The following is a 19,883-nucleotide window of genomic DNA, read 5'->3' as shown; positions in this document are numbered from 1 at the left end:
ACCGGCCGCAAAGAAACGACATCCCAAGGAGCTTACGCGTGAGCGAAGTGGCAAAGCTTGATCGACAAGACATCATCGGCATCGTCACCATCGACAGCCCGCCGGTCAATGCGCTGAGTGCCGCAGTTCGCGGCGGCATCCTCGACAACGTCAAGGCGGCGATCGACGATCCCGCGATCAAGGCGATCGTTCTGACTTGCGGCGGACGCACCTTCATCGCCGGCGCCGATATCACCGAGTTCGGCAAGCCGCCGAAGCCGCCGGCGCTCAACGACGTGCTGAGCACGATCGAGAACAGCCCGAAGCCGGTGATCGCCGCGATCCATGGCACGGCGCTCGGCGGTGGCCTGGAAGTGGCGCTGGCCTGTCATTACCGCGTTGCCACCAAGGACTCGAAGCTCGGCCTGCCCGAGGTGAAGCTTGGCCTGCTGCCGGGCGCGGGCGGAACGCAGCGCCTGCCGCGCGCGGTCGGCCCCGAGCTCGCGGTCAAGATGATCGTCGGCGGCGATCCGATCAGCGCTGCCGAGGCGCACAAGAGTGGCTTGATCGAGGAGATCGTCGAAGGTCCGGCGTCGGGCGGCGTGGAGTTCGCGCGCAAGGTGGTGGCGGAGAACCGTCCGCTGCGCAAGCTGCGCGATGACGATTCCAAGATCGCCGCCGCCAAGGCCGATCGCTCGATCTTCACCAATGCGGTCGCCGCGATCACCAAGAAGTCGCGCGGCCTCGAGGCGCCGTTCGCCGCGGCCGATGCCGTCGGCTATGCGATCGACCTGCCGTTCGACGAGGGCCTGAAGCGCGAGCGCGAGGGCTTCCTCAAGCTGGTGGCCAGCGATCAGTCGAAGGCGCAGCGCTACGCGTTCTTCGCCGAGCGCGAGGCGGCCAAGATCGCCGGCGTGCCCGAGGGCACCAAGGGCCGCAAGGTCGAGCGCGTCGCCATCATTGGCGCCGGCACCATGGGCGGCGGCATCGCGATGTCGTTCGCAAATGCCGGTATTCCTGTCACTTTGATCGAGACCGCCGAGGAGCAGCTCAAGCGCGGCATGGGCATCATGCAGAAGAACTGGGAAGCGACCGCCGCGCGCGGCGGCATCCCGGCGGATGCCCCGGCCAAGCGCATGGCGCTGATCGACGGCAAGGTCGGCCTGGAGAACGTGAGGGACGCGGACCTCGTCATCGAAGCCGTGTTCGAGACCATGGCGGTGAAGAAGGAAGTGTTCGGCAAGCTGGATCAATACGCCAAGCCCGGCGCCGTGCTCGCTTCCAACACGTCCTATCTGAACATCGACGCCATCGCCGCGGAGACGAGCCGTCCGCAGGACGTGCTCGGCATGCACTTCTTCTCGCCGGCCAACGTCATGAAGCTGTGCGAGATCGTGCGCGCCGAGAAAACCGCGCCGGATGCGCTGGTCACGGCGGTGTCGATCGCGCGCAAGATCGCCAAGGTGCCGGCGGTGGTCGGGGTCTGCGACGGCTTCGTCGGCAACCGCATGCTGGCGCAGCGCGGCAAGCAGGCCGAGAAGCTGCTGTTCGAAGGCGCGCTGCCGCAGCAGGTCGACGCCGTCGTCACCAAGTTCGGCATGCCGATGGGCCCGTTCGCGATGGGCGATCTCGCCGGTCTCGACATCGGCTGGCGCTCGCGAAAGGACAGGGGCATCAAGAGCGAGATCGCGGATGCGCTGTGCGAGGCCGGCCGCTTCGGCCAGAAGACCGGCAAGGGCTACTACAAATATGAGGCTGGCTCGCGCGCGCCGCTGCCGGATCCGGATGTCGAGAAGCTGATCGACGAGACGCTGGCCAAGCTTGGCCTCAAGCGCCGCGCCGTGAGCGACGAGGAGATCCTCGAGCGCATGATGTATCCGATGATCAACGAGGGCGCGAAGATCCTCGCCGAAGGCATCGCCGCTCGTCCGTCGGACATCGATGTGGTCTGGCTGTACGGCTATGGCTGGCCGATCTATCGCGGCGGCCCGATGTACTGGGCCGACAGCGTCGGCCTGAAGCACATCGCCGAGCGGCTGGCGTTCTACGCCAAGGAGACCAATGATCCGTCGCTGGAGCCCGCGCCGCTGCTGAAGCAGCTCGCCGACGAAGGCAAGACCTTCGCCTCGCTGGCCAAGGAATCCAAGGCTGCCTGATGCAGCCTGCTCGTCGCGTCGTTCGCAGGTGCGCTCCCCTCCCCCTTGCGGGGAGGGGTCGGGGGTGGGGGTCCACACGGGCAGTCTTGCCCGGGGCCACCCCCCTCCCTGACCCTCCCCCACAAGGGGGGAGGGAACGGAGAGAGCGGGGCCGCCTGACGGCAACAAACACAGAGTCCGCATGACCCATCCTGGCGAACAGTTCTATCCGGAAGGCGTCCGCTGGGACGCGCCGCTTGCAAGTGGCACGTTGCCGGATCTGCTGGCGAAGTCCGTCAGCGATTTCGGCGATCGCCATGCGCTCGAATTCCGCGATCGTCCGATCAGCTTCAATGAGCTTGCCGGGCTCGTCGACCAAGCCGCCGCCGCCTTCCTCCGCGCCGGCTACGGCAAGGGCGCCTCGATCGCGCTGTTCCTCGGCAACACGCCGGATCATCCGATCAATTTCTTCGGCGCGCTCAAGGCCGGCGCCCGCGTCGTGCATCTGTCGCCGCTCGACGGCGAGATCGCGCTGTCGCACAAGCTCTCCGATTCCGGCGCGCGCATCCTGGTGACGTCGAACCTGTCGGCGCTGCTGCCGACGGCGCTGAAGTTCCTGGCGAAGGGCCTGCTCGACCGGCTGATCGTTTGCGAGGATGATCATTGGGGCAAGGTCGGCACGCCGCAGACGGCACTGTCCGACAATCCCGCCGTGATCACTCATCGCGCTTTTTCCGATGGCGCCACGGCGCCGTCGGCGTGGCCCGCGATCTCGCCCGACGACATCGCGCTGCTGCAGTACACGGGCGGCACCACCGGCCTGCCCAAGGGCGCGATGCTGACGCATGGCAACCTCACCTCCGCGGTCTCGATCATCGAGATCTGGGGGCGCGCCACCCGGACCCAGCATGAGGGCGGCGACCGCGTCATCTGCGTGCTGCCGCTGTTCCACATCTATGCGCTCACCGTCGTGCTGCTGACTGCGCTCCGCATCGGCAGCCTGGTCTCGCTGCACCAGCGCTTCGACGTCGAGGCTGTCATGCGCGACATCGAGGTCAAGCGTGCGACCTACTTCCCGGGCGTGCCGACGATGTGGATCGCAATCGCCAACCTGCCGGATCTCGACAAGCGCGATCTGTCGTCGCTGACCAGCGTCGGGTCCGGCGGAGCGCCGCTTCCGGTCGAGGTCGCGCGCATCCTGGAGCGCCGTGTCGGCATGAAGCTGAAGAGCGGCTGGGGCATGACCGAGACCTGCTCGCCCGGCACCAGCCATCCGAAGGAGGGACCGGACAAGCCAGGCTCGATCGGCATCGCGCTGCCCGGCATCGAGATGGACGTCGTGTCGCTGGAAGATCCCTCCAAGGTGCTCGGCATCAACGAGGTCGGCGAGATCCGCGTCAAGGGGCCGAACGTCACCAAGGGCTATTGGAACAGGCCCGAGGAGTCGGCGCAGTCCTTCGTCGGCGACCACTTCCTCACCGGCGACATCGGCTATGTCGATGCCGACGGCTTCTACTTCCTGGTCGATCGCAAGAAGGACATGATCATCTCCGGCGGCTTCAACGTCTATCCGCAGATGATCGAGCAGGCGATCTACACCCATCCTGCCGTGCAGGAAGTGATCGTGATCGGCATTCCCGATGCCTATCGCGGCGAGGCGGCGAAGGCCTTCATCAAGCTGCGCGACGGCTTTGCGCCGTTCCCGGTCGAGGAGCTGCGTGAGTTTCTCACCGGCAAGCTCGGCAAGCACGAATTGCCGGCGGCGGTCGAGTTCGTCGACGAGCTGCCGCGCACGCCGGTCGGCAAATTGTCGCGTCACGAATTGCGCCAGCAGCAATCATCCACATCTCACAGCAAACAAGCGTAACAACAACAGGAGGTCGCCCATGACCGATGCCGTCATCGTTTCCACCGCCCGCACGCCGATCGGCAAGGCCTATCGCGGCGCGCTCAACGCCACCGGCGGCGCGACGCTGCTCGGTCACGCGATCGGCGAGGCCGTCAAGCGCGCCAAGATCGATCCGGCCGAGGTCGAGGACGTCGTGATGGGCGCGGCCCTGCAGCAGGGCTCGACCGGCGGCAACATCGCGCGCAAGGCGCTGCTGCGCGCGGGCCTGCCGGTGTCGGTCGGCGGCACCACCATCGACCGCCAGTGCGCCTCGGGCCTGCAGGCGATCGCGCTGGCGGCGCGCTCGGTGATCTTCGACGGCGTCGAGATCGCGGTCGGCGGCGGCGGCGAGTCGATCTCGCTGGTCCAGAACGACAAGATGAACGTGTTCCAGGCCACCGACCCGGCGCTGCTGGAGATCAAGGGCGACGTCTACATGCCGATGATCGACACCGCCGAGGTGGTCGCCAAGCGCTACGGCATCTCGCGCGAGAAGCAGGACGAGTACGCGCTGGAGAGCCAGCGCCGCACGGCAGCCGCGCAGCAGGGCGGCAAGTTCAACGAGGAGCTTGCGCCGATCTCGACCAAGATGGCGGTGACCGACAAGGCCACCGGCAATGTGTCGTTCAAGGATATCACGCTGTCGCAGGACGAGGGGCCGCGGCCGGAGACGACCGCCGAAGGTCTCGCCGGCCTCAAGGCCGTGCGTGGCGACGGCTTCACCATCACTGCCGGCAATGCCAGCCAGCTGTCGGACGGCGCTTCGGCGTCGGTGATCATGAGCGACAAGGAAGCAGCCAAGCGCGGTCTGCAGCCGCTCGGCATTTTCCGCGGCTTCGTCGCGCACGGTTGCGAGCCTGACGAGATGGGCATCGGCCCTGTCTTCGCGGTGCCGCGCCTGCTGAAGCGCCATGGCCTCACGGTCGATGACATCGGCCTGTGGGAGCTCAACGAGGCGTTCGCGGTGCAGGTGATCTACTGCCGCGACAAGCTCGGCATCGACCCGGACAAGATCAACGTCAACGGCGGCGCGATCTCCGTCGGCCATCCCTACGGCATGTCGGGCGCGCGCCTCACCGGCCACGCCCTGATTGAAGGCCGCCGCCGCAAGGCCAAATACGCCGTCGTCACCATGTGCGTCGGCGGCGGCATGGGCGCCGCCGGCCTGTTCGAGGTGTTGCAGTAACAACCACAGCCGTCGTCCCGGACAAGCCTGCGAGCGCGACAGCGCTCGCGGGCGCAGATCCGGGACCCATACCGCGTGATGACCGCTTGGGGCACGATGGCAGATGCCTGTGCTCCAAACGTCCGCCGGTGGTTATGGGTCCCGGCTTTCGCCGGGACGACGGCGGAGCGAGACGAACTAACAGGACCACACGACACACGGGAGCGATCCAATGGATCTTGCATTCACGAAGGAAGAGCAGGCGTTCCGCGAGGAAGTGCGGCAGTTCTTCAGGGACAACGTGCCCGCGGAGACGCGCCGCAAGATGGTCGAGGGCCGGCATCTGTCGAAGGACGAGATGGTGACCTGGTGGCGCATCCTCAACAAGAAGGGCTGGGGCGTCTCGCATTGGCCGACGGAATATGGTGGCACCGGCTGGAGCTCGGTGCAGCACTACATCTTCAACGAGGAGCTGCAGGCCTATCCTGCGCCGCAGCCGCTCGCCTTCGGCGTCAGCATGGTTGGCCCTGTCATCTACACTTTCGGCAACGAAGAGCAGAAGAAGAAGTACCTGCCGCGCATCGCCAATGTCGATGATTGGTGGTGCCAGGGCTTCTCCGAGCCCGGCTCGGGCTCCGACCTTGCGTCGCTGAAGACCAAGGCCGAGCGCCGCGGCGACAAGTGGATCATCAACGGCCAGAAGACCTGGACCACGCTCGCCCAGCACGCCGACATGATCTTCTGCCTGTGCCGCACCGATCCCTCGGCCAAGAAGCAGATGGGCATCTCCTTCATCGTCTTCAGCATGAAGTCGAAGGGGGTCACGGTCCGTCCGATCCAGACCATCGACGGCGGCCGCGAGGTCAACGAGGTGTTCTTCGACGACGTCGAGGTGCCCATCGAGAACCTGATCGGCGAGGAGAACAAGGGCTGGGACTACGCCAAATTCCTGCTCGGCAATGAGCGCACCGGCATCGCCCGCGTCGGCGTCTCCAAGGAGCGCATCCGCCGCATCAAGGAGCTGGCCGCCAAGGTCGAGGCCGGCGGCCGCCCGGTGCTGGAGGACCCGTCGTTCCGCGAGAAGCTCACGGCTTGCGAGGTCGAGCTGAAGGCGCTGGAGCTGACGCAATTGCGTGTCGTCGCCGACGAGGGCAAGCACGGCAAGGGCAAGCCCAACCCGGCGTCCTCGGTGCTGAAGATCAAGGGCTCCGAGATCCAGCAGACCACCACCGAGCTGCTCATGGAAGTCATCGGCCCGTTCGCCGCGCCCTACGACGTCCATGGCGACGACGATAGCAACGAGACCATGGATTGGACCGCCCAGATCGCGCCGAGCTACTTCAACAACCGAAAGGTCTCGATCTACGGCGGCTCCAACGAGATCCAGCGCAACATCATCGCCAAGGCGGTGCTGGGGCTCTGACGTGTGAGCCGCAGCGCTTCGACAACGCACGCCGTCATGGCCGGGCTTGACCCGGCCATCCATGCGCAGCCCCGCACGGGCACGACGTGGATGCCCGCGACCCGCGCGGGCATGACGGAGAATGGGGATACTGGAGACTAAACCAATGGATTTTGATCTCACCGAGGAGCAGCGCCTCCTCAAGGACAGCATCGACGGCCTGCTGGCGGATGCCTATGATTTCGACAAGCGCAAGCTGTACATGAAGGAGAAGGGCGGCTGGAGCCAGGCGATCTGGTCCAAGCTCGCCGAGCAGGGCCTGCTCGGCCTGCCGTTCTCGGAGGAAGACGGCGGTTTCGGCGCCGGCGGCGTCGAGACCATGATCGTGATGGAGGCGATGGGCCGCGCGCTGGTGCTCGAGCCGTATCTCGCGACCGTCGTTCTGTCGGGTGGCTTCCTGCGCCATGGCGGCTCGGCGGCGCAGAAGGCTAAGCATCTGCCTGGGATCATCGACGGCAGCAAGACGTTCGCCTTCGCCCAGCTCGAGAAGCAGTCGCGCTACGACCTGTTCGACGTCGCGACGTCGGCCAAGAAGAAGGGTGAAGGCTATGTCATCGACGGCGAGAAGTTCGTCGTGCTCAACGGCGAGAATGCCGACACCTTGATCGTGACCGCGCGCACCTCGGGCGGCCAGCGCGACAAGTTGGGGATCGGCGTGTTCATCGTGCCAGCGGATGCCAAGGGCGTTACCCGCAAGGGCTATCCGACGCAGGATGGCCTGCATGCCGCCGACATCACCTTCACCGGTGTCGAGGTCGGCGCTGATGCCGTGATCGGTGATCCCGCCAATGGCCTGCCGCTGATCGAGCGTGTCGTCGACGAGGCCCGCATTGCGCTGTGCGCGGAGGCCGTCGGCCTGATGGACGAGTCGCTCAAGACCACGGTCGAGTACATCAAGACCCGCAAGCAGTTCGGTGTAGCGATCGGCTCGTTCCAGTCGCTGCAGCACCGCGCCTCCGACATGTTCGTGGCGTTGGAGCAGGCCCGCTCGATGTCGATGTTCGCCACCATGGCCGCCGAGTTCGACGACGCCAAGGAGCGGTCCACCTCGATCGCCGCGGCCAAGGTGCAGATCGGCAAATCGGCGAAGTTCGTCGGCCAGCAGTCAATCCAGCTCCACGGCGGCATCGGCATGACGATGGAGGCCAGGATCGGCCACTACTTCAAGCGCCTGTCGATGATCGAGCTGACCTTCGGCGACACCGACTACCACATGCGTCGCGTCAGCGAAGCGGGTGGGTTGATCTAGCTCTGCAAGTCACTCCGTCATTGCGAGGAGCGAAGCGACGAAGCAATCTAGAGTCGCGCACTCGGCCCTGGATTGCTTCGCTTCGCTCGCAATGACGGCGGGAGGACCCGGCAGCCCGCAATCCGGGCGACCTGATCGGCCAGGAGCAATCATCATGACCCCGAATCCCTTCAACCTCGCCGGCCAGGTCGCCGTGATCACCGGCTCCAGCCGCGGCATCGGGCGTGCGTCGGCGGAATTGCTCGCGCAGCTCGGCGCCAAGGTCGTCATCTCCAGCCGCAAGGCCGACGCCTGCGAGGAGGTCGCTGCCGGCATCCGCGCCAATGGCGGCGATGCGCATGTCATTGCCTGCAACATCTCGCGCAGGCCTGAGGTCGACGCGCTGATCGACAGCGCGGTGAAGCACTACGGCCAGGTCGATATCCTCGTCTGCAACGCCGCCGTGAATCCTTACTACGGCCCGCTGCTCGACATCACCGACGAGGCCTTCGACAAGATCATGGCCTCGAACGTCAAGAGCAACCTCTGGCTCTGCGCCAAGGCCATCCCGCCGATGGCCAGCAGGGGCAAGGGCTCCGTCATCATCGTGTCCTCGATCGGCGGCTTGCGCGGCTCCACCGTGATCGGCGCCTACGGCATCTCCAAGGCCGCGGATTTCTCGCTGTGCCGCAGCCTCGCCGGCGAATGGGGTCCGCAGGGCGTCCGCGTCAATTGCGTCGCGCCGGGCCTCGTCAAGACCGACTTCGCCCGCGCGCTGTGGGAGGACGAAGCCCGCCTGAAGCAGCGCTGCGCGACCACCCCGCTCCGCCGCATCGGCGAGCCGCACGAGATTGCCGGCGCGGTGGCGTATCTGGCGTCGGATGCGTCGACCTTCATGACGGGACAGACCATCGTGGTGGACGGCGGCGTGACGACCGCGGCAGTGTAGCCCTCGTGTCCGAGCGGCGTTGCGGATGACGGTCTTCACCCTCCTCTGGAGGGGGAGGGTCGCCTCGCAGCGAGCAAAGCGAGAGGCGAGGCGGGGTGGGGTGATCTCTCCATAGACACCGCCTTCGCGGCTTCACCCCACCCCGCCTCGCATTCCGCTGCGCTTCATGCGAGCCGACCCTCGCCCTCCAGGGGAGGGTGGCACGGCCGAGTCTGCTCCACCTTGACCTTCCCCCGCCAATCCGCTTGCTTGTCGCCCCAACGTCAACCTTCCGGGAAGAAACCCCATGTCCTTCGTGCTGGCCATCGATCAGGGCACCACGTCCTCGCGCGCGATGGTGTTCCGCTCCGACATCTCGATTGCCGCGGTGGCGCAGCAGGAATTCCCGCAGCATTTCCCGGCATCGGGCTGGGTCGAGCACGAGCCGGAGGATATCTGGACCTCGACGGTGATGACCTGCCGCGACGCGCTGGAGAAGGCGGGTCTCGCGGCGAAGGACATCGCGGCGATCGGCATCACGAACCAGCGCGAGACCACCGTGGTCTGGGACCGCGCCACCGGCCAGGCGGTGCACCGCGCCATCGTCTGGCAGGATCGTCGCACGGCCGACATCTGCGCGCGACTGAAGGCAGAGGGGCACGAACCTGATGTCAGCGCCAGGACTGGTCTGATCATCGATCCCTATTTCTCCGGCACCAAGGTCGCCTGGATCCTCGACCATGTACCGGGTGCGCGCGAGCGTGCCGAGCGCGGCGAGCTGATGTTCGGCACCGTCGACTGTTATCTGTTGTGGCGGCTGACCGGCGGGCGGGTGCACGCGACCGATGCCACCAACGCCTCGCGCACCTTGCTGTTCAACATTCACACCGGGCAGTGGGACGAGACTCTGCTGAAACTGCTGCGCGTGCCGCGCTCGATGCTGCCCGAGGTGAAGGATTCCTCCGCCGATTTCGGCACCACCACGCCGGATTTGTTCGGCGGCCCGATCAAGGTCGCCGGCATCGCCGGCGACCAGCAGGCAGCGACCATCGGCCAGGCTTGCTTCACGCCGGGCATGATGAAGTCGACCTACGGCACCGGGTGCTTTGCGCTGCTCAACACCGGCGCCACGCCGGTGAAGTCCAACAACAAGCTGCTGACCACCATCGCCTATCAGCTCAACGGCGTCAGGACCTACGCGCTGGAAGGCTCGATCTTCATCGCGGGCTCCGCGGTGCAGTGGCTGCGCGATGGGCTCGGCATCATCAAGCACGCGGCCGAGACCGGTCCTCTTGCCGACAAGTCGGACTCGATGCAGTCGGTGTATCTCGTTCCGGCCTTCGTCGGTCTCGGCGCACCCTATTGGAATCCGCGCGTGCGCGGCGCGTTGTTCGGCCTCACCCGCAACACCGGCCCGGCGGAGCTGGCGCATGCCACGCTCGAGAGCGTCTGCTACCAGACCTATGATCTATGGGCCGCGATGCGCGCCGACTGGCCCGATGCGTCGGCTGCCACCATCGTGCTGCGCGTCGACGGCGGCATGACGGCGTCGGACTGGACCATGCAACGCCTCGCCGATCTGCTCGACGCGCCGGTCGACCGTCCGATGATCCAGGAGACGACCGCGCTGGGCGCGGCCTATCTCGCCGGCCTCAATGCTGGCGTCTATCCGGAGCCGGAAAAATTCGCCGACAATTGGCGGCTGGAACATCGCTTCCGGCCGGCGATGAGTGCGGCCACGCGGCAGCGCAAGCTCGCGGGCTGGGCCCGTGCGGTGAAGGGTGTGCTGGCGAGCGACGAGGGCGAGTAGGGATGTCCGTTCCCGACGGCGTCTTCGACATTCCGCCGGGCAAGATCGCCGCGGTGGTGACCTCGCTCGAGATGCTGGCTCCGCCGCCGCTGCCGCCCGACCCCCTCGGTGATTGGGCTCTCCGCCGCGTCGCGCAGCCCGGTCTCGATTGGTATCGTGACCTCTACGCGCGCGTCGGCTGGGAGTGGCTGTGGTCGCAGCGCACGCGCATGAGCGACACGGAGCTCGCTGCGAACATTCGGGTCTCCGGCGTCGAGATCTATACACTCGAACACGATGGCGGCGACGAAGCCCTGCTGGAGCTCGACTTTCGTAAGAACAACGAGTGCGAGCTGGTGCTGTTCGGCGTCACGTCCAAGCTGATCGGCACCGGTGCCGGCCGACTGCTGATGAACCACGCGCTGCGCCGCGCCTGGGCGCAGCCGCTGACGCGGCTGTGGGTCCACACCTGCAGCTTCGATCATCCGCGCGCGCTCGCCTTCTATCAGCGCTCCGGCTTTCGCCCCTATCGTCGCCAGATCGAGATCGCGCCCGACCCGCGGCTCGATGGCACCCTGCCGCGCGATGTCGCGGCGCATGTGCCGCTGCTGGACTGAACTTGCTCGCTGACAACACGGCCGAATGGCGCTTCAATGGTGCACACAGGAGGATGCGCCATGTTCCTGATCGGCCAGTACGACTCGCCCTTCGTTCGCCGCACGGCGATCGCGCTGCGGCTCTACGACATTCCGTTCGAGCACCGGCCGTGGTCGACCTTTGGCGATGCCGACAAGATCGCGCCCTATAATCCGCTGCTGCGCGTGCCGGTGCTGGTGCTCGACAATGGCGAGGCGCTGATCGAGTCCGCTGCGATCCTCGATCATCTCGACGAGACCATCGGCCCCGAGCGCGCCATGCTGGCGCCGAGCGGCGGGCTGCGCCGCCAGCAGTTGCACACGATCGCGCTCGCCACGGGGCTCGCCGACAAGGCCGTCAGCCTGATCTATGAGCGCGTGCTGCGCAAGGATCGCCTCGCGCTTTGGGTGGAGCGTTGTGAAACGCAGATCGCCGGCGTGCTGGCGATGCTGGAGGCCGAGCGCGCCGATGTGACGACAGAATATTGGTATGGCGCCGACATCAGCCACGCCGACATCGCCGTCACCTGCGTGCTGCGTTTCACATCAGAGGCCCATCCGCATCTGTTCGACGCCAAGCGCTATCCGGCGCTGGCGGCCCATGCCGCCCAATGCGAGGCCCTGACGCCGTTCCAGGAGATCGTGCAGCCGCTGGCTCCGCCGAGCGGGGAGTGAGACGGTCCATATCCGCCATTGGACTGCGCCGGCTCGTTCGCTGCCCACCTTCCAATGGAGGGTGAGCCTGAGATCGGCCATAAAAACATCTGGCATGGGCGACCGCCGCGCAGCGCGGCCGCCCAGCCTGTTCGCTCGTGGCGAGGCGTCGCGCCTCGATCCCGGAGCTGGTCGTCTCAGAGCTGCCCGAGCAGCGTGTCGCCGCCGGAGACCTCGACCTTGCCCGGGGCGGCTTCGAGGTTCAGCTTGGTAACTTTGCCGTCCTCGACCAGCATCGAATAGCGCTTGGAACGGATGCCGAGGCCGTGGGCGGTGGCGTCGAGCTCCATGCCGATCGCCTTGGTGAACTCGGCGCTGCCGTCGGCCAGGAAGATGGCCTCGTCGCGCTGGTCGGTGTCGCGCTTCCAGGCGTTCATGACGAAGGCGTCATTGACCGAGACGATCGCGATGGTGTCGACGCCCTTGTCCTTCATCGCGTAGGCGTTGAGGAAGATGCTGGGCAGATGCATCTTGTGGCAGGTGCCGGTGTAGGCGCCGGGCACCGCGAACAGCGCGACCTTCTTGCCCTTGAAGATGTCGTCGGTGGTTTTGACCTGCGGGCCTTCTTCCGTCATCACGCGGAACTGGGCTTCCGGCAGCTTGTCGCCAACCTGGATCGTCATATCGAAACTCCTTCCCCTGGATCTGTGCTGATCGCGTGTCTTGCGAACGTGCTTGCGAGCGTGCCTTCAAACGTGTCTTGCGCGGTGCGCGCTACACTATTCGGCGGGCCGAAAACGGCAACGGCCCGCCGCGTTCACGACTCCGTCATCGCACAACGGGGCTGCAGTGCCAACGGATCAGGCGGCTGCCGCCGGATTCTTCTTCTCGTCACGCAACTCGCGGCGCAGGATCTTGCCGACATTGGTCTTGGGCAGCTCGGTCCTGAACTCGATCTGCTTCGGCACCTTGTAGTTGGTCAGCTGCTCGTGGCAGTGCTTGACGATGTCCTCCGGCGTCAGGTTCGGGTCCTTCCTGACCACGAAGGCCTTGACGACCTCGCCGGTCTTCTCGTCCGGGAGGCCGATCACGGCGGTCTCCAGCACGCCCGGATGGGCGGCGATGACCTCCTCGACCTCGTTCGGATAGACGTTGAAGCCGGAGACCAGGATCATGTCCTTCTTGCGGTCCACGATCTTGACCGATCCGTCCGCGGCCATCACGCCGACGTCGCCGGTGCGGAAGAAGCCGTCCGCGGTCATCACCTTGGCGGTCTCGTCCGGACGATTCCAATAACCCGCCATCACCTGCGGGCCCTTGGCGCAGATCTCGCCGGGCTGACCGAGCGGCACCTCATTGCCGTCATCGTCGCGGATCGACAGGAAGGTCGAGGGCAGCGGCAGGCCGATCGTGCCGGTGAACTCGGTCGAGGTCGGCACGTTGCAGGTGAGCACCGGCGCGGTCTCCGAGAGGCCATAGCCCTCGGCGATGCTGCAGCCCGTCACCTGCTTCCACTGGTCGGCCACCGGTTTCTGCACCGCCATGCCGCCGCCATTGGAGACCTTCAGCTTGGAGAAGTCGATTTTCCGGAAATCCGGATGATGCAGCAGGCCGTTGTAGAGCGTGTTGACGGCGGGGAAGGTGTTGACCTGATACTTCATCAGCTCCTTGATGAAGCCCGCGATGTCGCGCGGATTGGGGATCAGCAGATTGGCGCCGCCGGCGCGCACGGCGAGCAGGAAGCAGCAGGTCAGCGCGAAGATGTGGTAGAGCGGCAGCGCGCAGACGATGAGGAGCTGATCGACATGCGGCGGCCGGTCCATGACCGGCTGCAGCCAGGCGTCGTTCTGCAGCACGTTGGCGACGACGTTGCGGTGGAGCAAGGTGGCGCCCTTGGAGACGCCGGTGGTGCCGCCGGTATATTGCAGGAAGGCGACGTCGTCGGGACCGATCACGGGCTTCTGGAAGCGCTTGCCGCGGCCGGCGGCGAGCGCGTCATTGAACAGCACCGCGCCCGGTAGCGAGAACGCAGGCACCATCTTCTTCAGCCGGCGGACGACGAGGTTGACGATCACGCCCTTAAAGCCGAGCAGGTCGCCCATGCTGGCGACCACGATGTGCTTGACCTGAGTGTGGCCGACCACCTGCTGCACCGTGTGGGCGAAATTCTCCAGCACGATGATCGCTTCCGCACCGGAGTCCTTGAGCTGGTGCTCGAGCTCGCGCGGCGTGTACAGCGGATTGACGTTGACGACCGCGTAGCCGGCGCGCAGCACGGCTGAGATCGCGACCGGATATTGCAATACGTTCGGCATCATCAGCGCGACGCGCGCGCCCCTCGCCAGCCCAAGGCCTTGCAGATAGGCGCCCATCGCGACCGACATCTCGTCGAGCTCGCGATAGCTGATCGCTTTGTCCATGCAGATGAAGGCGCGGCGGTCGGCAAACTTCTTGAAGCTTTCTTCCAGCAGCTCGACCAGCGACTGATACTTGCTGGGGTCGATATCGGCGGGAACGCCGGCTGGGTAATGCTTGAGCCAGATGCGCTCCATGAACCCTTCCTCTCCTGATCGTCTCTTATGGTCGGCGCCGGTCATCCCAGGCCGCATTCGGCGGCCAATATCGAATGTCCGGCCGAGCAAGGCAAGCGGCCGGGGCGTAGACCAAAGAGGGAAGCTCGGACGGCTCGCAGCGGGCGCGGGGCTCCACGAGCCCGCGTGCGGCGCGAGATCAGCCGTCCTTCGGCGCTGGCTTGCCGTCGGCCTTCGGCTTGGCGGCTGCCTTCGGCTTGGCCGCCTTGGCCGCAGCGTCGGGCACCGGCTTTTCCGCTGGTTTTGCCGCATCGTGCTTGGCTGCCACGTGGCGTGCGGCCGCCGGTTTGGCCTCAGCAGGCTTAGCCTCCGGCTTCAAGGCGGTCTTGGCCTCGCCGTCGGTCTTGGCAGCCGTCCGGGTCGCGGTCTTGGCGTCCTTCTTGGCTGCGGCATGCGCCTTCTTGCCGCGGTGCTTCGCCGGGGTCTGCGCGTCGGCGTCCGCAGCGACAGCGGCGATCAGGGCGGGGCCGGTCCGGGTCGGGCCGGTATAGACCGGCACGGGCTCGGACGGGGCGGGGGCCGCGGCGAGGATCTCCGACGGCTTCAGGGCCGGGGCCTGCAGCCCGGCGAGCAGGGTGCCGCCGGTGGTCGTTTCGCCCTCGGTGCTCGCCTCCTCGCCGTCATCGTCGCTCGCAGGACGGTGTCGCTTGCCGCTGCACATGTCGTCGCGCAGGTTCGGCGGCGTGGCATCGACCGGCACCAGCTGCTCGACATTGCCGAGCGGCGCCTTCAGCCAACTGAGCTGATTGCCGTTGAAGCCGCGGTCGAGCATCTGGATCGCGCGCACCGCGCGCATCTGGCCCGAGGAGGCGCCGAGCACCACCGCGATCAGGCGCTTGCCGTTGCGGGTCGCCGAGGCCACGAGATTGTAGCCGGATGCGCAGATGAAGCCGGTCTTGAAGCCGTCGGCGCCGGGATAGCGCCCGATCAGCCGGTTGAAATTCTGCACCACGCGGCGGCCGTAGCGGATCGAGGGGATGTGGACGAAGTACTCGTATTCCGGCAGGTCGCGAATGATGGCGCGCGCCAGGATCGCGAGATCGCGCGCCGAGGTGATCTGGCCGTCGGCCGGCAGGCCGTTGGGATTGACGTAGCTCGTCTGGGTCATGCCGAGCCGCTGCGCGGTCTCGTTCATCATGATCGAGAATCCGTCGATCGAGCCGCCGACGCCTTCGGCGAGCACGACCGCCATGTCGTTGGCGGACTTCACCAACATCATCTTCAGCGCGTTGTCGACGGTGAGCTGCGTGCCCGGCCGGTAGCCCATCTTCGACGGCGACTGCGACGCCGCGGTCGGCGACACCGTGAACAGCGTGTCGAGCGAGATCTTGCCGTCCTTCACCGCCTTCAAGGTGACGTAGGCCGTCATCAGCTTGGTGACGGAGGCGGGGTACCACGGATAGGTCGCGTTCTGCGCCTCGAGCACCTTGCCGGTGTCGGCCTCGACGAGCAGCAGCGCCTCGGCATGGGCGAGGCGAGGCGCGAGCATGAGCGCGGCAGCAACAGCGATGATCTTCAGCGGGGAATAGCGGAACAACAGGCGAAGCGTCTGCACTGGTCTGGTCCGGTCCTTTGAGAACCCGCCTCGGTGACGCGAGGTGGGCAAACGGGCTTTCGGGTTTCAAGCGTGTCCGGCGCCGCATGGGTTGCGGCAGGTCGCGAACCTATACCGGCTCGATGCTGGTTAACAGAGCCCAGCCATTCAATTCCACGATGAAAGCGTCCCGCCATCAGGCCTTGACGGTGTCGTCGGCGCTGGCCGGCGCAGAGAGCGAAGCACGATCGCTTTCCTGAACCATGAATTGCGCCTTGGCGAGTTCCGCGAAATGGCCGCCTCTGGCGACGAGTTCATCGAACGTTCCGCTTTCGATCACGCGTCCGTTCTCGAACACCAGGATTCGGGTGGCGTTGCGGATGGTCGAGAGCCGGTGCGCGATCACGAAGGTGGTGCGGCCCTTCATCACTTCATCGAGCGCAGCGTTCAGCTTGGCCTCGGTGACGGCATCGAGCGCCGAGGTGGCCTCGTCGAGAATCAGGATCGGCGGATCCTTCAACAGCGCACGCGCGATCGACAGCCGCTGACGCTCGCCCCCCGAAAGCATGCGGCCGCGCTCGCCGGCATTGGTATCGAACCCCTGCTCGGCGCGATCGATGAAGTCGAGCGCCTGGGCGCGGGCCGCCGCTGTGCGCAGCTCCTCGTCGGTCGCATCGGGCTTGCCGACCAGGAGGTTTTCGCGGATCGAGCGGTTGAACAGCAGCGCCTCCTGGAACACGACGCCGATGTTTCGGCGCAGGGCGGCCAGCTTCAATCCGCGCACATCCATGCCGTCGATCTTGATGAAGCCGGATTGCGGATCGAAGGCGCGATGCAGCAGCGCGATGGCGGTGGACTTGCCGGCGCCGGTCGGGCCGACCAGCGCGATGGTCTGGCCGGGCAGCGCGGTGAAGGTAAGGTCCTCGATCGCCGGACGCTTTCCGTCATAGGAGAACGAGACGTCGTTGAACTCGACCAGTCCCGACAGCCGGCCGACATCGATCGCATCGGGCCGGTCGCGCACCGCGGGCACGGCATCGAGCACCGTGAAGAACTCGGCGAGCCGCGGCGCCTCCATGAACACGTTGTTGATGAACGACACGACCTGCTCGAGCTTCTGGATCAGCATGGTCGCGAACGACACGAACATCACGATCTCGCCGACCGAGGTGAGGCCGGCCTGATGCAGGGCGATGCCGAGCGTGAAGATCGCGAGCACGGTGATGGTGGTGGATGCGCGGGTGATGACGGTGACCAGCGCCCACCAGCCGAGCACGGGCATCTGCACCGACAGCAATTGGCCGGCGACGTGGCGCAGGCCCTGCACCTCGGCATCGATGCGCACGAAGCTCTGCACCAGCGCGACATTGCCGAGCGCGTCGGAGGCGCGTGCCGAGAGGTTGCTGTAATGCTCCTCGACCTCGCTCTGCATGCCGTAGGTCTTGCGCACCACGAGGGTGGTCAGCACCGTGAACACGATGCAGAGCACGAACAAGAGGATCGCGAGCCGCCAGTTCAGATACAGCGACAACGGCAGCAGCACGATGACGGACATGATCGCGGCAAAATGCTCGCGGAAGAACGACAGCCACAGATGCCACAGCGCATCGGTGCCGTTGATCATCACCTTCATCAGCCGTCCCGAATGCGTGCCGGAATGGAACGTCAGCGGCAGCTGCAGGATGTGCTCGAAATAGCTGGTGAGCACCGCGTGGCGCTGGCGGTGGGCGAGCCGGTCGGCCTGCAGCGCGACCCAGGCGCTGGCGAGGATCGTGAAAAGGCCGAATGCGGCCCAGGCCGCGAGCAGCGGCCAGGCCGTGGCGGTCGACGCATTGCCGGACAGCGAATCGACAATGCGTCCGAACAGCACGGGCTCGGCGAACTGCGCCACCGCCAGCGCGAGGTTGGCGATCGCCACGATCCAGCCGAGCCGCGCCTCCTTGCCGAGCAGTTGGAGCACGCGGATGTAGACACGGAGCAGGGACATGGCGAGGCGCTTTTCGATCAGGCGGCGGAATCGCGCGGAAGGGCGCGACGCATGTTTAGCAAGGGATGGGCACCGGGTGACAGCGCAATCCGCTGATGTCAGTTGACGAGGCGGCTGTCGGCGGGCGGCAGGAAGCCGTCGTCGAAGATGTCGGCGGGCTGCGGGCGCTTATGGACGAATTTGCGGTCCTCGGCGATCTGGTCGAGCGCGCGCTCGAACCGGGCGGGATCGATGCCGCCGATGCCGTCGCGGCGCACGTCCGATGTCAGCACGTTGTCGGCGAGCACCGTCTGCAGCCGCTCCAGCTCGAGCTCGCGCGAGCCGTCCTCCATGCGGCTCAGCACGTCGGTGATCGCCGCCTGCGGATCCTTGATCGCGACATGGAGGCCGGATGTCAGCGCTCGTAGAACGCCTCTCACCGCTTCAAGCTGCTTGGCGGCGAAGCCGGGATTGACGATCACCGCATGCCCATAGGCCTCGCAGCCATAATCGGCGAAGCGCAGCACCGCGAGATCGGCGGCGGGAACGCCGCGGTCGCGCAGATTGATCGCCGAGAGGTAGGAGAACCCGCTGACGGCGTCGACCTGCCCCGCCGACAGGATCGGCTCACGCACCGCAGCTCCAACGCGCGACAGCTTGATGGTCTCGGGCTTGAGATGGTTGTGCTTCACGACCGCTGGCCACAGCCGGATCGACAGGTCGCCCTCGGCGACGCCCAGCGTCTTGCCATCGATGTCGGCGAGCGCGTTGATGCCGCGGCTCTTGCGGGCGATGATGGCGTAGGGCGCGCGGTTGAACAGCACGAACACCGCCTTGACGGGCTGACTGCCCGGAGCGTCGCGATAGCGGATCAGCTCGTTGATGTCGGCGAGCGCCATGTCGGCCTCGCCCGACGCCACCCGCGCGATCGCATCCGGCGAGCCTTTGGCCGTCGTCATCGTCACGGTCACGCCCTGGGCAGCGAACAGCCCACGGCTCGCGGCCAGCACCATCGGTGCCATGCTGCCGTCGATTGGACGATCCAGCGCGAACATGACGGCGACCGGACGCTTGGGCTCCTCGGCTGCGGCAACCTGCTCCGACAGCCATGCAGGCAGGATGAAGGCCGCGATCAGCGCCAGGGCAAGCAGGGTGACTGGTCTTTGCATACGCATGAGGTCACGCCGGTCTTCGCAGGTCGCACCGGTCTTGTCACGCCGGTATTCTAATCAGTTCATGCGGCACGTTTGCTCGGCCCGCCCACGCGATGTGTCAATTTCGTGACGGCTTCTAGGTTCGCGCGGCGCTCGATTATTTCCGATCGAATATGAATGGTCCATGAGCAAGGCCTGCGGCGATTTGCGGCTTCGACTCCTGGTTTCCATAGCGGAACTGTCACCCCAGTTGAGGAGTTGGGCTCGCGAAATTTGATCGTACGGAGGATCCACATGATCGCACAGCGCGGAAATATCTCACGCGTCAGTCGCGCCACCGTCCTGGCGGCGGTGGCCGCGGTGACGTTGACGGCCGTTCAGCCGACGCTCGCATTCGCCGGCTCGGCCCCTGCGGAAAAGGGCGCCGTGGCCAAGACGGCAAATGAAAGCGGCCTGACCGACGTCAGCGCCCGCCGCCGTCACTATCGCGGCAATGGCGGCGCGGCTGCCGCCGCGGCCTTCGCCGGCATTGTCGGAACCGGCCTCGCCATCGCGGCGGCGCAGAACCGCCGCGCTTATTACGAGGACCACTATTACTATGGCCGTCCCGCTTATTACGGCGGCCCGGGCTATCACTATTATGGCGGCGGCGAGCCGTATTACGGCGGCGGCTACTACAATCCCTGGTGACGACGGGTCACCTCGAACGATCCGCCGGCCTTCGCGCCGGCGGATTTTTTCATGTCTGCCGCAGACGTTAACGCCGCCGCCATTG

Annotated in this window: 15 protein-coding genes; 10 read left to right on the top strand and 5 right to left on the bottom strand. The window is 66.2% G+C overall.

The window, feature by feature from the left end; all coding sequences use genetic code 11:
- The first annotated feature begins 38 nt into the window (after nt 1–38).
- The 9 genes from ACVILH_RS03965 to ACVILH_RS03925 all read left to right on the top strand — a co-directional run bounded on the left by ACVILH_RS03965 (nt 39) and on the right by ACVILH_RS03925 (nt 11,884).
- Nucleotides 39–2,135, top strand: coding sequence for a 3-hydroxyacyl-CoA dehydrogenase NAD-binding domain-containing protein (locus ACVILH_RS03965; protein ID WP_456711719.1), 2,097 nt, complete (start codon nt 39–41; stop codon nt 2,133–2,135).
- A 181-nt stretch (nt 2,136–2,316) separates the two neighbouring features.
- Nucleotides 2,317–3,981 (top strand): dicarboxylate--CoA ligase PimA, encoded by a 1,665-nt coding sequence (gene pimA, locus ACVILH_RS03960; protein WP_456711718.1) that lies wholly within the window; start codon nt 2,317–2,319, stop codon nt 3,979–3,981.
- A 19-nt stretch (nt 3,982–4,000) separates the two neighbouring features.
- The gene (locus ACVILH_RS03955; protein WP_456711717.1) at nt 4,001–5,188 is read left to right on the top strand and encodes an acetyl-CoA C-acyltransferase; all 1,188 of its coding nucleotides are present in this window, start codon (nt 4,001–4,003) and stop codon (nt 5,186–5,188) included.
- 211 nt (nt 5,189–5,399) lie between these two features.
- Nucleotides 5,400–6,590 carry a pimeloyl-CoA dehydrogenase large subunit gene (gene pimC, locus ACVILH_RS03950; protein WP_434921022.1) on the top strand — a complete coding sequence of 397 codons (1,191 nt, stop codon included), beginning with the start codon at nt 5,400–5,402 and terminating at the stop codon, nt 6,588–6,590.
- Nucleotides 6,591–6,735: 145 nt separating this feature from the next.
- Nucleotides 6,736–7,878 carry a pimeloyl-CoA dehydrogenase small subunit gene (gene pimD / locus ACVILH_RS03945; protein ID WP_456711716.1) on the top strand — a complete coding sequence of 381 codons (1,143 nt, stop codon included), beginning with the start codon at nt 6,736–6,738 and terminating at the stop codon, nt 7,876–7,878.
- Between the two features lie 154 nt (nt 7,879–8,032).
- Entirely contained in the window at nt 8,033–8,806 is a 774-nt protein-coding gene (locus tag ACVILH_RS03940) for an SDR family NAD(P)-dependent oxidoreductase (protein ID WP_456711715.1), read from the top strand.
- Between the two features lie 286 nt (nt 8,807–9,092).
- Nucleotides 9,093–10,595, top strand: a complete 1,503-nt coding sequence (gene glpK, locus ACVILH_RS03935; protein ID WP_456711714.1) for a glycerol kinase GlpK — start codon at nt 9,093–9,095, stop codon at nt 10,593–10,595.
- Between the two features lie 2 nt (nt 10,596–10,597).
- Nucleotides 10,598–11,191, top strand: coding sequence for a GNAT family N-acetyltransferase (locus tag ACVILH_RS03930; protein ID WP_456711713.1), 594 nt, complete (start codon nt 10,598–10,600; stop codon nt 11,189–11,191).
- 60 nt (nt 11,192–11,251) lie between these two features.
- Entirely contained in the window at nt 11,252–11,884 is a 633-nt protein-coding gene (locus tag ACVILH_RS03925) for a glutathione S-transferase family protein (protein ID WP_456711712.1), read from the top strand.
- A 176-nt stretch (nt 11,885–12,060) separates the two neighbouring features.
- On the opposite strand, the gene ACVILH_RS03920 is transcribed toward ACVILH_RS03925, so the two are convergent.
- From ACVILH_RS03920 to ACVILH_RS03900, 5 genes are all read right to left on the bottom strand, one after another.
- A complete protein-coding gene (locus ACVILH_RS03920; protein ID WP_456711711.1) occupies nt 12,061–12,546 on the bottom strand; it encodes a redoxin family protein in 486 nt (161 codons plus the stop codon).
- Nucleotides 12,547–12,723: 177 nt separating this feature from the next.
- Complete coding sequence (locus ACVILH_RS03915; protein WP_456711710.1) at nt 12,724–14,415, bottom strand: long-chain-fatty-acid--CoA ligase; 1,692 nt, start codon at nt 14,413–14,415, stop codon at nt 12,724–12,726.
- Nucleotides 14,416–14,593: 178 nt separating this feature from the next.
- Complete coding sequence (locus ACVILH_RS03910) at nt 14,594–16,009, bottom strand: D-alanyl-D-alanine carboxypeptidase family protein (RefSeq protein ID WP_456711709.1); 1,416 nt, start codon at nt 16,007–16,009, stop codon at nt 14,594–14,596.
- Between the two features lie 175 nt (nt 16,010–16,184).
- Nucleotides 16,185–17,975, bottom strand: coding sequence for a glucan ABC transporter ATP-binding protein/ permease (locus ACVILH_RS03905; protein ID WP_456711708.1), 1,791 nt, complete (start codon nt 17,973–17,975; stop codon nt 16,185–16,187).
- Nucleotides 17,976–18,073: 98 nt separating this feature from the next.
- Nucleotides 18,074–19,129, bottom strand: coding sequence for an ABC transporter substrate-binding protein (locus ACVILH_RS03900; protein ID WP_456711707.1), 1,056 nt, complete (start codon nt 19,127–19,129; stop codon nt 18,074–18,076).
- A gap of 273 nt (nt 19,130–19,402) precedes the next feature.
- On the opposite strand from ACVILH_RS03900, the gene ACVILH_RS03895 reads away from it, so the two are divergent.
- Nucleotides 19,403–19,798 (top strand): hypothetical protein, encoded by a 396-nt coding sequence (locus ACVILH_RS03895; protein WP_456711706.1) that lies wholly within the window; start codon nt 19,403–19,405, stop codon nt 19,796–19,798.
- Nucleotides 19,799–19,883 lie beyond the last annotated feature (85 nt).

The sequence above is a fragment of the Bradyrhizobium sp. USDA 4353 genome, assembly GCF_054063215.1.
The sequence above is the reverse complement of the archived record's forward strand: the minus strand, read 5'-3'. Positions and strand labels throughout refer to the sequence as shown.

What these genes read in the sequence shown, in the direction of transcription:
- ACVILH_RS03925 (WP_456711712.1), top strand. Translation starts at nt 11,252, where the DNA reads ATGTTCCTGATCGGCCAGTACGACTCGCCCTTCGTTCGCCGCACGGCG.
- ACVILH_RS03940 (WP_456711715.1), top strand. Translation starts at nt 8,033, where the DNA reads ATGACCCCGAATCCCTTCAACCTCGCCGGCCAGGTCGCCGTGATCACC.
- ACVILH_RS03900 (WP_456711707.1), bottom strand. Translation starts at nt 19,129, where the DNA reads ATGCGTATGCAAAGACCAGTCACCCTGCTTGCCCTGGCGCTGATCGCG.
- ACVILH_RS03915 (WP_456711710.1), bottom strand. Translation starts at nt 14,415, where the DNA reads ATGGAGCGCATCTGGCTCAAGCATTACCCAGCCGGCGTTCCCGCCGAT.
- ACVILH_RS03905 (WP_456711708.1), bottom strand. Translation starts at nt 17,975, where the DNA reads ATGTCCCTGCTCCGTGTCTACATCCGCGTGCTCCAACTGCTCGGCAAG.
- ACVILH_RS03920 (WP_456711711.1), bottom strand. Translation starts at nt 12,546, where the DNA reads ATGACGATCCAGGTTGGCGACAAGCTGCCGGAAGCCCAGTTCCGCGTG.
- pimC (WP_434921022.1), top strand. Translation starts at nt 5,400, where the DNA reads ATGGATCTTGCATTCACGAAGGAAGAGCAGGCGTTCCGCGAGGAAGTG.
- glpK (WP_456711714.1), top strand. Translation starts at nt 9,093, where the DNA reads ATGTCCTTCGTGCTGGCCATCGATCAGGGCACCACGTCCTCGCGCGCG.
- ACVILH_RS03895 (WP_456711706.1), top strand. Translation starts at nt 19,403, where the DNA reads ATGATCGCACAGCGCGGAAATATCTCACGCGTCAGTCGCGCCACCGTC.
- ACVILH_RS03930 (WP_456711713.1), top strand. Translation starts at nt 10,598, where the DNA reads ATGTCCGTTCCCGACGGCGTCTTCGACATTCCGCCGGGCAAGATCGCC.
- ACVILH_RS03955 (WP_456711717.1), top strand. Translation starts at nt 4,001, where the DNA reads ATGACCGATGCCGTCATCGTTTCCACCGCCCGCACGCCGATCGGCAAG.
- pimD (WP_456711716.1), top strand. Translation starts at nt 6,736, where the DNA reads ATGGATTTTGATCTCACCGAGGAGCAGCGCCTCCTCAAGGACAGCATC.
- pimA (WP_456711718.1), top strand. Translation starts at nt 2,317, where the DNA reads ATGACCCATCCTGGCGAACAGTTCTATCCGGAAGGCGTCCGCTGGGAC.